The sequence below is a fragment of the Pseudomonadales bacterium genome, from assembly GCA_041395665.1.
Classification (GTDB): Bacteria; Pseudomonadota; Gammaproteobacteria; order Pseudomonadales; family UBA7239; genus UBA7239.
Window position 1 is genome coordinate 100,872 of record JAWLAB010000005.1, and the last position, 12,456, is coordinate 113,327.

10 protein-coding genes and 1 pseudogene are annotated in these 12,456 nt (G+C 49.3%); 8 read left to right on the forward strand and 3 right to left on the reverse strand.

Translation table 11 applies throughout. From position 1 onward, the window contains the following. Positions 1 to 5: 5 nt before the first annotated feature. A complete protein-coding gene (locus R3E63_08270) occupies positions 6 to 1,817 on the forward strand; it encodes a hypothetical protein (protein MEZ5539923.1) in 1,812 nt (603 codons plus the stop codon). Positions 1,818 to 1,867: 50 nt separating this feature from the next. Continuing rightward, positions 1,868 to 2,764, forward strand: coding sequence for an outer membrane protein assembly factor BamD (locus R3E63_08275; GenBank protein ID MEZ5539924.1), 897 nt, complete (start codon positions 1,868 to 1,870; stop codon positions 2,762 to 2,764). Here R3E63_08275 and R3E63_08280 read toward each other — a convergent pair whose 3' ends face one another. Further along, positions 2,765 to 4,402 (reverse strand): NAD+ synthase, encoded by a 1,638-nt coding sequence (locus tag R3E63_08280; GenBank protein MEZ5539925.1) that lies wholly within the window; start codon positions 4,400 to 4,402, stop codon positions 2,765 to 2,767. A gap of 89 nt (positions 4,403 to 4,491) precedes the next feature. Between R3E63_08280 and ttcA the strand changes: the two are divergent. Further along, positions 4,492 to 5,332, forward strand: a pseudogene (gene ttcA, locus R3E63_08285) (tRNA 2-thiocytidine(32) synthetase TtcA). Positions 5,333 to 5,370: 38 nt separating this feature from the next. Here the strand turns inward: ttcA and R3E63_08290 are convergent. Together R3E63_08290 and R3E63_08295 are read right to left on the reverse strand one after the other, a co-directional pair. Continuing rightward, complete coding sequence (locus R3E63_08290; GenBank protein MEZ5539926.1) at positions 5,371 to 7,095, reverse strand: proline--tRNA ligase; 1,725 nt, start codon at positions 7,093 to 7,095, stop codon at positions 5,371 to 5,373. 92 nt (positions 7,096 to 7,187) lie between these two features. Then, a complete protein-coding gene (locus tag R3E63_08295; protein ID MEZ5539927.1) occupies positions 7,188 to 7,682 on the reverse strand; it encodes an HU family DNA-binding protein in 495 nt (164 codons plus the stop codon). A gap of 374 nt (positions 7,683 to 8,056) precedes the next feature. On the opposite strand from R3E63_08295, the gene aspS reads away from it, so the two are divergent. From aspS to modA, 5 genes are all read left to right on the forward strand, one after another. Continuing rightward, positions 8,057 to 9,850, forward strand: a complete 1,794-nt coding sequence (gene aspS / locus R3E63_08300; GenBank protein MEZ5539928.1) for an aspartate--tRNA ligase — start codon at positions 8,057 to 8,059, stop codon at positions 9,848 to 9,850. An 11-nt stretch (positions 9,851 to 9,861) separates the two neighbouring features. Beyond that, complete coding sequence (gene ruvC, locus R3E63_08305; GenBank protein ID MEZ5539929.1) at positions 9,862 to 10,377, forward strand: crossover junction endodeoxyribonuclease RuvC; 516 nt, start codon at positions 9,862 to 9,864, stop codon at positions 10,375 to 10,377. A 15-nt stretch (positions 10,378 to 10,392) separates the two neighbouring features. Next, on the forward strand, positions 10,393 to 11,025 hold the full coding sequence (gene ruvA, locus R3E63_08310) for a Holliday junction branch migration protein RuvA (protein ID MEZ5539930.1): 633 nt from the start codon (positions 10,393 to 10,395) through the stop codon (positions 11,023 to 11,025). An 81-nt stretch (positions 11,026 to 11,106) separates the two neighbouring features. Beyond that, a complete protein-coding gene (locus tag R3E63_08315) occupies positions 11,107 to 11,553 on the forward strand; it encodes a DUF4124 domain-containing protein (protein MEZ5539931.1) in 447 nt (148 codons plus the stop codon). A gap of 130 nt (positions 11,554 to 11,683) precedes the next feature. Then, on the forward strand, positions 11,684 to 12,451 hold the full coding sequence (gene modA, locus R3E63_08320; protein MEZ5539932.1) for a molybdate ABC transporter substrate-binding protein: 768 nt from the start codon (positions 11,684 to 11,686) through the stop codon (positions 12,449 to 12,451). Positions 12,452 to 12,456 lie beyond the last annotated feature (5 nt).

A 12,456-nucleotide genomic window follows, 5' to 3' on the forward strand; every position in this document is an offset into this window, starting at 1 on the left:
TTTTAATGATTCCATTTTCTGTGCAAGACAAACGCATTCAACAAGCCCTGTATGTGCTGATCGGCACCTGCTCTGCTTTGCTGTTCTTAAAAAATGCGTGGGTAGCAGAAGATGCTTTCATTATTTTACGCAGTGTTGATCAATTTCTTGCTGGCCATGGGTTTCGTTGGAACCCACACGAACGCGTACAGGTTTACACCAGCCCGCTGTGGTATTTATTGATTATCGCCAGCACGATTTTTTGCAAAACTCTGTATCTCAACCTCATCGGCCTTTCATTTATTTTTCATATCGCGCTGCTAGTAGTCGCAGCAAAAGGATTGCGAAACCGTCAGCAATGGGTGCTGTTTGTTTTTCTATTATCGTTTTCACAAGGCTTTTTTGATTTCACGGCCTCCGGTCTTGAATATCCGCTGGTTTATTTTTTACTCGCCACTTTCACACTGTTGTATTTACGCAATCAACATCAGCAAGATAAATACACGCTCGCATTAAGCGCAGGACTGCTGCTTATCACGCGCCACGACACACTGCCGCTCATCGCGCCCATGCTGCTGCACTTGTCATGGCAACTCCATCAGCAACTCAACACGCGCCAAAAAATAATTACCATCACTCTGTTAGCTGCACCCTTAACACTGTGGACGCTGTTTTCTCTGCTGTATTACGGCATGCCGCTGCCCAACACAGCCTACGGCAAGCTCAATATTGATGGTGTAAGCCAGATGGAACGCTTGGAGCGCGGCTGGATATACCTGTCAAAAAGCCTACAGCTAGACCCCATCACGCCCATGTTGATTTTTCTTGCAGCTGTCAAAGGCTTCTGCTCTGGCAACCATGTACAACGCATGATCAGCATCAGTTTATGTGTCGCGATGGCTTATATTTTTTGGGCTGGCGGCGACTACATGCTAGGGCGTTTTTATGCGCCATTATATTTAGTGGCTGCAATACTGTTTGTGCAGCAAGTATGGCTAAAAGAAAAACAATCACTCGGTGTGCGCGTAGCCATCGGTTTATGTCTCGCGTATTTTGTGTATTACTTGTTGTTACTGTATCTGCAAGAAATTGGTGAATTACTTAAAGCATGGCAGTGGACTGTTTCATCACCAAAAGTGTTTTATATTTTTATCGCCACACTGGGCTCTCTGCTATTTATTCTCAGCATTGCTTCGCAAGCACTCACGCAAAAAATCAGTCGCTTACTGTTGATGGGTATGCTGTTGCTATCAAGCCAACAATTCGATAGCCCTTGGCAAACCAGCTACAAAAATTGGGGCAAGAATTCCGATTTTGATATGTGGTGGAATTTGAACAATGTATCGCGTGAACGCTATTTCATTTATCACTGGACATCACTGTACGCATGGCTGAACCACGATCAGCAAAAACTATTCCCCGATCATCCGTGGTGCTACGAAGGTGCAGCACAACCCGCCGTCACCATCATTGGGCTGGACGGCATCATCGGTTACTGCATGGGCATCCATAAAATTGCTATCGACAGCAAAGCGTTGACCGATCCTTTATTGGCGCGTATGCCTAAAAATCCCAACGGCATTTGGTCATCGGGTGGTGTGAATCGTGTAATACCGGATGGCTACATCGATTCAGTTGCCAGTGGCGAAAACAAAATCACCGACCCCGATTTGGCGCGCTACTACGACAAACTCAAGTTAATTACTGCCTCTGAGCCACTGTTGTCGCATGAACGACTACAAGCCATCGCAGCGTTCCATCTCGGTTTCTATAACCACTGGCTGCAGGCCTACCTCTCTCGCCTGCTGCTCGCGCAAGAGAACCGTACTCCCCCATAGCGCTGTGTGGTTAAATAGCCGCTTCCTGAAAAGACACCCCTGACGACCCTATGTATAAGATCGCCACTACCTTATTGCTCGCCCTGCTATTGTCCGCCTGCTCCGGCAACAAGGCCGAAATTGATCCCAACATGACCGAAGCAGAGCTGTATCAAAAAGCCAGCAGCAATATGGACGACGGCCGCTATGACAAATCCGTCGAGTACTACCAAGCACTCGAAGCGCGCTATCCCTTCGGTTCTTACTCCGAACAAGCGCAGCTGAACATCATCTATGCCTACTACGAAAGTGGCGAGCACGAAGCAGCAGGCGCTGCGGCAGATCGCTTCATTCGTTTGCACCCACAACATCCTAAAGTGGATTACGCCTACTACTTGCGCGGCTTGTCTTCGTTTGTTGAAAACCAAGGCGTGTTAGAGCGTTTTATGCCCACCGACATGACTAGTCGCGACCCAGGTGCAGCACGCAAATCTTTCTCCGAATTTTCTGATTTGCTGACACGATTCCCCAACAGCCAATACGCACCAGATGCGCGCAAGCGTATGGTGTTTTTACGCAATTTATTAGCGCGTTATGAAATTCATGTGGCAAATTATTTATTCAAACGCGGCGCGTGGTTGGCAGCAGCAAACCGTGGTCGTTATGTTGTTGAGAATTTCCAAGGTGCGCCAGCAATGCCCGATGCACTGGCTGTCATGGTGCAAGCTTATTACTTGATGGAATTGGATGATTTGTCAGACAAAGCCTTGGCTGTATTAAAAGCCAACTACCCTGATTACCCTCACCTCAACAGCGACGGTACATTCCAATATCAAACTAATATGGAAAATGAGCGCCGCTCATGGTTAAACATAGCTACTGCCGGCTTGCTCGGTTACCAAGCGCCAATTGGTTTTGATACACGCAAACATTACGGTAACGAAGCACTCAGCTATCGCGGTGATTGATTAAGTCACCACTTTCCACGCATTCGTGATCGGGTAGCGCCGATCACGACCAAAACCGCGCTCGGTGATGCGCGGCCCTATCGCCGCCTGCCTGCGTTTGTATTCGTTGAGATCCACCAAACGAATCACGCGATGCACATCGTGTTCCGAAAATCCTGCTGCAATAATTTTTTCCGCGCTTTCATCCTGCTCAACATAACGCTGCAAAATGGCATCCAACACATCGTAAGCGGGCAGATTGTCTTGATCGGTTTGATCGGGCGCTAATTCTGCCGATGGCGGGCGATCAATCACACGCTGCGGAATGACTGGCGCGATGCTATTGCGATAACGACACAGCGCATAAACACGCGTTTTCAGCACATCTTTCAACACATCAAAACCGCCCGCCATATCGCCATACAGCGTGCAATAACCGACTGCCACTTCGCTTTTATTGCCGGTGGTGAGTACCAAACTGCCTTTGCGATTCGACAGCGCCATCAGCGTTACGCCGCGACAACGCGCCTGCAAATTTTGCTCGGTTGTATCGTGTGCAATCGCAGGCAAATGAGAAAAACTAGGCGACAACATATCAGCAAACGCATTCACCGCTTTTTCAATCGGAATGACTGAATAGCTCACGCCAAGTGCGCGCGCTTCTGCTTCGGCATCTTCCATACTCATAGAAGCGGTGTAGTGATACGGCATCATCACCGCTTCCACGCGCTCTGCACCGAGTGCGTCCACCGCTATCGCCAACACCAAAGCGGAATCAATACCGCCAGACAAACCGAGCAGCACGCTGCGAAAACCATTTTTATTGACATAGTCGCGCACGCCGCACACTAACGCGCTGTAAATAGCCGCATCGGTTTCTGGAATTTCGGCTAAAGGTGTCGATGCAGACAATTGCGGCGCACGGTTATTTTTTTCTAACAAAACAGACAACATCGCTTCAGAAAACAAAGCAGCGCGCGCGATGATTTTTCCATCCGCAGAAAACGCACAAGAGCCGCCGTCGAATACCAACTCGTCCTGTCCGCCTACAGCATTGCAGTACAACAAAGGCATTTGTACGGCCTGCGCGCGCGCCGCCAACATCGTTTCGCGCAAATGCTGTTTATCGACATGAAACGGCGAGGCATTCAACACCAGCAACAATTCTGCGCCAGCTGCACACGCTTGCTGCACAGGTTTTTCTTGCCAAATGTCTTCACAAATCAACAGCGCCGTCGGCACGCCATCCAAATCAAACACGCAAGTTTTATCACCCGCGACGAAATAGCGTTTTTCATCAAACACGCGGTAATTCGGCAAACATTGTTTGCAATATTCAGCGATTTTTTTGCCCGCAAAAAACACACCGGCTGCGTTGTATAACTGCTCACCGAGCATCAACGGATAACCGACGATGACATAAATATCTATTGCCGCTTGCGCGACTTCCGCCAATGCTTTTTCGATACGCGGCTGCAAGCTGGGGCGCAACATCAAGTCTTCTGGCGGGTAGCCCGTCAGCACCAGCTCAGGAAACACGATGGCGCGCGCACCGGCCGCTTGCGCCTTGGCAATACATTCGAGCACGAAGCGTGTGTTGCCAGGGATATCGCCAACCACGGGGTTGATTTGCGCTAAAACAAGGGAAATATCGGTCATACAGAGCGGCAGGGAGCAGAAAACGAGCGTGAATTGTAATGGAAATGCGCTGGCCAGCCCGTAAAATAGCCGCCCCTGTGGAGGTAGCCATGTCAGCGGACCCACGCACTAATCGCGTCGAATTCAATAAATTGCAAAAACGCCTGCGCCGACAAGTGGGGCAAGCCATTGCTGACTACAGCATGATCGAAGACGGCGACCGCATCATGGTCTGCCTCTCTGGCGGCAAAGACTCCTACACCCTGCTCGATATTTTGCTCAACTTGCAAAAAACTGCACCCGTGCAATTTGAAGTCATCGCCGTCAATCTCGATCAAAAGCAGCCTGGATTTCCAGAGGATGTGCTGCCAACTTATCTCTCTGCCATCGGCGTGCCTTTTCATATTTTAGAAAAAGACACTTACAGCATCGTCACTGATATCGTGCCGGAAGGAAAACCTATTGCGTCTGTGTTCGCGTTTGCGCCGAGGTTCGCTGTACGGTTTCGCCGAAGAAATCGGTGCGACAAAAATTGCCTTAGGGCATCACCGCGACGACATCATCGAAACGCTGTTTCTCAATTTGTTCTACGGCGGCAAATTAAAAGCCATGCCGCCAAAACTATTGTCAGATGACAAACGCAATATCGTGATTCGCCCGCTCGCTTATTGCAGCGAAGAAGACATCGAAGAATTCGCCACCATCAAAGAGTTCCCTATCATTCCTTGCAACTTGTGCGGCTCGCAAGAAAACATGCAACGCCAAGCAATCAAAGAAATGTTGCGCGGCTGGGATAAAAAACATCCAGGGCGCGTGGAATCCATTTTTTCAGCGATCTGCAATGTCGCCCCTTCGCAGCTGGGCGACACTGCACTGTTTAATTTCACCGATTTATTGCTCGACCGCAGCGCAGAGCGCCCACAATTTATCAATGCGGTGGATATTTCTTAACGCATTATCAGCAGCGTTTTTATATTTTTCACATTGTTTTATTTACGGCGCTGCTTTAATTCATCCACCAAAGTATTCAGCGACAACATTTCGTTATCGCTGGCGCGGCGATGACGATACTCCACTTGCCCGTCTTGCAAGCCGCGATCACCCACAACAATGCGGTGTGGAATACCGATCAACTCCACATCAGCAAGCATCACGCCTAAACGCGCTTTGTCTTCATCCATGTACAGCACATCAAAGCCTGCGGCTTGTAAATCAGCGTAGATTTTTTCACACGCTTCAGCCACCGCTTCAGATTTGTGTTTATTGATAGGAATCAGAGCCACTTGAAACGGCGCAATTGCATCCGGCCAAATAATGCCGCGCTCATCGTTGTTTTGTTCAATCGCTGCCGCAACAACACGCGATACACCGATGCCGTAGCACCCCATGATCATCACTTGTTCTTTGCCTTGATCATCCAAATAAGTTGCTTTTAATGCTTCGGAATATTTGGTGCCCAGCTGAAAAATATGCCCGACTTCAATGCCGCGTTTAATTACCAAGGAGCCTTTGCCATCAGGACTAGCATCACCGGCGACGACATTGCGAATATCTTCCACGCGCACTAGCGGTAAATCACGCTCCCAATTCACACCCGTCAAATGAAAGCCGTCCTCGTTTGCGCCGCACACAAAATCTGCCAGTTGCGCAGCACTGCGATCCACAATCACGGGAATGGATAAATTCACGGGACCGATGGAGCCAGGCTTGCAACTCAAAGCCGCGACAATTTGCGCCTCGCTCGCCATAGTCAGTGGCGCTTTTACGCCCGCTAATTTTTCTGCTTTGATTTCATTTAATTCGTGATCACCGCGCAACACCAACGCAATCAACTGCGCAGGTTTGCCTTCTTCAGTATCCGCCAACACCACCAGTGTTTTAACAGTTTGCTCAGCTTCCACTTTCAAAAACGCACTGACTTCGGCGATGGAATGCTGATTCGGCGTCGCCACTTTTTGCAGGCTTTGCGTCGCCGCAGCGCGCTGAGCTGTTGGCGCTAAAGCTTCCGCTTTTTCGATATTGGCGGCGTAGTCACTACCATCACTAAAAGCAATCGCATCTTCACCGGATGAAGCCAACACATGAAACTCGTGCGAGCTATTGCCGCCGATGGAGCCGGTATCTGCCAACACGGGGCGAAAATCCAAACCGAGGCGCGTAAAAATTGCCGTGTAAGTTCCGTGCATCACATCGTAAGTGTCTTGCAAAGATTGCTGCGAGCTGTGAAAGGAATACGCATCCTTCATCAAAAACTCACGCGCACGCATCAAACCAAAACGCGGACGAATTTCATCGCGGAATTTGGTTTGGATCTGATAAAAATTGGCCGGCAATTGTTTGTAGCTGCTGATCTCGCCGCGAATCAAATCGGTGATAACTTCTTCGTGTGTAGGCCCTAAGCAAAAAGCGTTGTCATGGCGATCGCGAATGCGCAGCAGCTCCGGCCCGTACTGCTCCCAGCGCTTCGATTCCTGCCACAACTCCGCAGGTTGCACCACCGGCATCAACACTTCTTGTGCGCCGCTGCGATCCATCTCCTCACGCACAATGCGCTCCACTTTGCGCAACACCCGCAAACCCAGCGGCAGCCAGGTGTAAAGACCAGAAGCCAGCTTGCGAATCATGCCTGCGCGCAGCATCAACTGATGGCTGACGACGGAGGCATCGGCAGGCGTTTCTTTCAAAGTAGGAATCAAATACTGGCTGGTGCGCATAACAACAATCCGATGGGCAGAGGGCTAAATAGAGAGACAATAAAAAAGCCGAGACAGCTTAGCTATCTCGGCTTTCTTTTTGAAGAGCAGGCTTATTTAGCAGCCATTTCTTTCAGTTTTTTCAGCGGACGCACTTTAACGGCAGTGCTGGCTGGCTTGGCTTTGAACATCACTTCTTCGCCAGTGAATGGGTTGACGCCTTTGCGTGCTTTTTTAGCAGGCTTTTTGATGGCATTGATTTTCAGGATACCTGGCAATACGAACTCACCTGGGCCTTTTGGCGAAATATGACGCGCAATAATGTCTTCCAGATGCTCCAACACTTTGCCCACTTCTTTACGAGCTACAGTAGTGAAATCAGCAATTTCTTGCACGATCTGGCTCTTGTTGTAGCGTGACTTCACTGGACCTGCTGGCTTCGCAGCCACTTTCGGTGCAGCAACTTTCTTCGCTACGGCTTTTTTCGGAGCGGCTTTCTTAGCTACCACTTTTTTCGCGGCTGGTTTAACAGCGGCTTTTTTAGCGGGAGCTTTTTTTGCGGCTGGCTTAGCAGCGGCTTTCTTTGCAGGGGCTTTTTTAGCGGCCATGTTCAGTTCCTCTCAACTTTCGTTGATGAATGGTTGGATGTTGTTTCACTCTTTTGATTTTTTATACTTCTCACTGCTCTTATCGAAAACACCTTAAAAACAGCAGCGGTATTCGCGATGGCTCGTATATATATAAGATTACCCATAGCCTAGCAAGATTTTTTATCCGTATTCCTCAAAAAACCCTGTAAATATCGACCTAAACGAGCATCTCCATAGCAAACAGCCTGTTTTGCAGTCTTTTTTCACCCTCTTATTGATAGTCCCGCCAGTAGATTTACTTGAACGCAATCTTAGGCTGTGCGCTTTCTCAGGTATAATTTTCGGCCTTGTCTATTGTTAACTTCAGGCACCACCACCGGAGATTTTGCACCATGCGTAGCCACTACTGCGGCGACATCAATAAAGCTCATGTCGATCAAACCATTACGCTGTGCGGCTGGGCAGATCGCCGCCGCGATCACGGCGGTGTAATTTTTGTCGATTTACGCGACCGCGCCGGCATTGTGCAAATTGTGTTTGATCCCGATGCGGGCGAATACTTTCAACTGGCCGACCGCGTGCGCGGCGAGTTTGTGTTGAAAGTCACTGGCAAAGTGCGCGAACGATCAGCTGGCACTGTGAATCCCAATATGCCCACCGGTGAGATTGAGGTGTACGCCACTGCACTGGAAATTTTGAACAGCGCCGAAACGCCGCCCTTCCAACTCGATAGCTATACGCAAGTCGGCGAAGATGTGCGTTTACATTATCGCTATTTGGATTTACGCCGCCCCGAGATGGCACGCAACTTACAGTTCCGCGCACAAGTCACTTCTATCGTGCGTCAAAGCTTGGAAAAACAGGGCTTTCTCGACATCGAAACTCCGATCCTCACCCGCGCCACACCGGAAGGCGCGCGCGACTATCTCGTACCTAGCCGCACACACGAAGGCAAATTCTTCGCGCTGCCGCAATCGCCACAGTTGTTCAAGCAGTTGTTGATGGTGGCGGGCATGGATCGCTATTACCAAATCGCCAAATGTTTCCGCGATGAAGATTTGCGCGCAGATCGCCAACCTGAATTCACGCAAATTGATATCGAAGCTTCGTTCGTTGATGAAAAAGACATCATGCACATCGCGGAAACCATGATTCGCGATTTGTTCCGCGAAGTGCTGTTGGTGGAGCTGGGCGACTTCCCTTCCATGCCTTACAGCGTAGCGATGAACAAGTACGGCAGCGACAAACCGGATATGCGTATCCCGCTGGAAATTGTCGATGTCGCGGATTTGATGAAAGATGTCGGCTTCAAAGTTTTCTCTGGCCCTGCCAATGATGCGGGCAGTCGCGTTGCCGCATTAAAAGTGCCGGGTGGCGGCGAAAAATTGTCGCGTAAACAAATTGATGAATACGGCAATTTTGTTGGTATTTACGGCGCCAAAGGTTTGGCGTGGATTAAAGTCAACGACATCAACAACATTCACAACGGCGAAGGCAGCGGTTTGCAATCGCCTATCGTCAAAAATCTTTCCAATGAAGCATTGCAAGGTTTAATCACTCGCCTCGATGCAAAAAATGGCGATGTGATTTTCTTCGGTGCAGACAAAACTAAAATTGTGTGCGATGCACTCGGCGCACTGCGCTGCAAACTCGGCGCGGATTTGGATTTGTACACCTGCCAGTGGGCGCCTCTGTGGGTGGTGGATTTCCCGATGTTCGAAGAAGACGACAACCGTCTCGCCGCGCTGCATCATCCGTTCACACAGCCTTCATGCAGCACAGCAGAGTTGGTAGCAAAACCTGCTACTGCGTTGTCGCGCGCTTACGACATGGTGTTGAACGGCACAGAATTGGGCGGCGGCTCGATTCGTATTCACGATCAAGACATGCAGCAAGCGGTGTTCCGCACACTGGGCATTGGCGAAGAAGAACAGCGCCAAAAATTTGGCTTCTTGCTCGACGCATTGAAATACGGCTGTCCTCCACACGGCGGTTTGGCTTTCGGTCTCGACCGTTTGATTATGTTGATGCTCGGCGCACAATCGATTCGAGAAGTGATTGCTTTCCCGAAAACACAAACAGCGGCTTGCGTGATGACCGATGCACCAGGTGCAGTTGAAAAACAACAGCTGCGTGAATTGCATATTCGTCTGCACAAAAAACCCAAAACAGACGGCGCGGCCTAATACATAGCTGCATGACTATCATCCTCGGTATTGATCCCGGTTCACGCAAAACAGGCTTCGGGATCATTCGCCTTGATGGCTCGCGCAACACTTACATCGGCAGCGGCGTGATTCGTATTCCTGGTACCGCACTACCCGAAAGACTCAAAACTATTTTTGAATCGCTCAACAAAATCATTGCGCACTATCAACCGCAAGAAGTGGCGATAGAAAATGTTTTCATGGCGAAAAGTGCAGGCTCCGCGCTGAAATTGGGGCAAGCACGCGGCGCAGCCATCGTTGCAGCCGTCAGTCATCATTTACCCGTATCCGAATACGAAGCGCGCAAAGTAAAACAATCGGTTGTTGGCACGGGCGCGGCGACAAAACTGCAAGTACAGCACATGGTTAAAGCACTGCTCGCGCTGCCCGGTGATCCACAAGAAGACGCGGCAGATGCCTTAGCGGTTGCGCTGTGTCACGCGCACACACAGAAAACATTGATCAGCGCAGACGCGAGTAAATTTCGTCGCGGCCGTATGCGCTAAAAAAAGAGAGTATTTATGATTGGTTCTCTGCGCGGCACACTTATCGAAAAACATCCACCTCTGTTGTTAGTGGATGTGCAAGGTGTGGGCTATGAAGTGCACGCGCCGATGACTTCGTTTTATCAACTGCCGGCACTCGGCAGCGAAGTGTTGCTGCACACGCATTTCGTGGTGCGTGAAGATGCGCAACTACTGTATGGTTTTATCGACAAACCCACGCGCGAATTATTTCGCGAGCTGATACGCATCAACGGGCTCGGCCCGAAAATGGCACTCGCGATTTTGTCGGCGCTGGATTTGCAGGAACTGGTGATCTGCGTGCAGCGCAATCATCTGGACACGCTGGTCAAAGTACCGGGGATTGGCCGCAAAACTGCAGAGCGCTTGTTGGTGGAATTGCGCGATCGCGTTAAACATTGGCACAGTGAAGAAACGGACGATTTGCCGCTCACTGAGACGCGTGCCGCAGCAAAAGCACAGCACAACGATGCCGCTTCTTATAAGCAAGATGCCGAAGACGCACTGTTGGCACTGGGTTATAAAGCGCCAGAGGCAGAAAAGATGATCAAAGCTGTGCTGAAAGAGCACAGTGTTCACAGCAGCGAGGAGCTGATTCGCTTGGCGCTGAAAGGCATGCTCGCTCGCTGAGTTGCCTGCTTTAACTTTCTTTGCTTGCAGCGTATTATCCGTGCAAATCAATGCCTTACCCTTACAGGAGTCAGATCTGACATGAAACGCTCTCTCATCATTGCCGGTATCGCCGCAGCCCTCGTGGCCAGCTCTGCATTCGCCAAAGACTATTACAAGTGGACAGACGACAACGGCATCACCCAGTACGCAGAACAACCACCTGTCGGTGTGAAGGCAGAAAAAGTTACCACACACGGTGGCAGCAGCACGGTTTATGACCCCAACGCTGAATACGCCAAATCAGAAGAAGGCAAGAAAGAACAAGCGCATAAAAAAGAGCTAGAAAATCAAGCGCAAGATTTGGAAAAACAAGAACAAGAAAAATGTGACAAAGTAGAAGCGCAAGTAAAAACCATGAAGGAGCGTGGACGCGTTCGCATGGTAGATAAAGACGGCAAAGAACGCGTACTCACACCAGAAGAGCAAGCAGCAAAAATCATGGAATTGGAAAAATATCTCAAGGAAACTTGTGAGAAGAAGAAATAATTTTTAACCACCACTCAGATTAAAACACCCCAGCTAGCTGGGGTGTTTTTGTTTAGGAAGCCTAATAATTTCTCTTTCAGAGTAAAACAAGATTACCTCTCATCACCACAAAAGAATAGGCGTTCATCACATGAAAAAAATCTTGCATTACTCGCTCTTTTTAACTGCAGCTCTTAGCTTATTGTTCAACGCCTCACTCGCTATTGCCGATAAAATTTCCGTCGCCGTTGCGGCAAACTTCTCTGAACCTATGCAAAAAATCGCAGTAGAGTTTGAACAAAAAACTGGGCACAAAATATTGTTATCACCCGGATCAACAGGGAAGCTGTACGCGCAAATTAAAAATGGGGCACCGTTTGAGATTTTTCTCAGTGCTGACGACACAACACCGAGCAAGCTAGAGAAAGAAGGTTATGCCATCGCAGGTAGCCAATTTACTTATGCTACAGGAAAATTGGTACTGTGGTCTGCAAAAACCAATTTCGTGGATAACAAAGGCGAAGTGCTGAAGAATGGGCAATTTGCACACCTTGCTATCGCCAACCCAACGACAGCGCCTTATGGCGCAGCCGCTATCGAAACACTGAAAAAAATAAATCTACTGACTGCAATACAACCAAAGTTTGTGCAAGGCGAAAACATTACGCAGACCTTTCAGTTTGTGAGCAGTGGCAACGCAGAGCTGGGTTTTGTCGCGTTATCCCAAGTGTATAAAAATGGGAAAATTACCAGCGGCTCTGCGTGGATTGTGCCTGCATCACTGCACGCGCCTTTGAAACAGGATGCAGTGCTACTCAAACCCAGCCAACAAAAACCCGCAGCACAGCAGTTGTTTGATTACTTGAAAAACGACGACGCAGCCAAGCAAATTATTCATAGCTACGGCTACGAAATCTAAACAAA

What these genes read in the sequence shown, in the direction of transcription:
- ruvC (MEZ5539929.1), top strand. Translation starts at nt 9,862, where the DNA reads ATGACTATCATCCTCGGTATTGATCCCGGTTCACGCAAAACAGGCTTC.
- R3E63_08275 (MEZ5539924.1), top strand. Translation starts at nt 1,868, where the DNA reads ATGTATAAGATCGCCACTACCTTATTGCTCGCCCTGCTATTGTCCGCC.
- R3E63_08295 (MEZ5539927.1), bottom strand. Translation starts at nt 7,682, where the DNA reads ATGGCCGCTAAAAAAGCCCCTGCAAAGAAAGCCGCTGCTAAGCCAGCC.
- aspS (MEZ5539928.1), top strand. Translation starts at nt 8,057, where the DNA reads ATGCGTAGCCACTACTGCGGCGACATCAATAAAGCTCATGTCGATCAA.
- R3E63_08270 (MEZ5539923.1), top strand. Translation starts at nt 6, where the DNA reads ATGATTCCATTTTCTGTGCAAGACAAACGCATTCAACAAGCCCTGTAT.
- R3E63_08315 (MEZ5539931.1), top strand. Translation starts at nt 11,107, where the DNA reads ATGAAACGCTCTCTCATCATTGCCGGTATCGCCGCAGCCCTCGTGGCC.
- R3E63_08280 (MEZ5539925.1), bottom strand. Translation starts at nt 4,402, where the DNA reads ATGACCGATATTTCCCTTGTTTTAGCGCAAATCAACCCCGTGGTTGGC.
- R3E63_08290 (MEZ5539926.1), bottom strand. Translation starts at nt 7,095, where the DNA reads ATGCGCACCAGCCAGTATTTGATTCCTACTTTGAAAGAAACGCCTGCC.
- ruvA (MEZ5539930.1), top strand. Translation starts at nt 10,393, where the DNA reads ATGATTGGTTCTCTGCGCGGCACACTTATCGAAAAACATCCACCTCTG.
- modA (MEZ5539932.1), top strand. Translation starts at nt 11,684, where the DNA reads ATGAAAAAAATCTTGCATTACTCGCTCTTTTTAACTGCAGCTCTTAGC.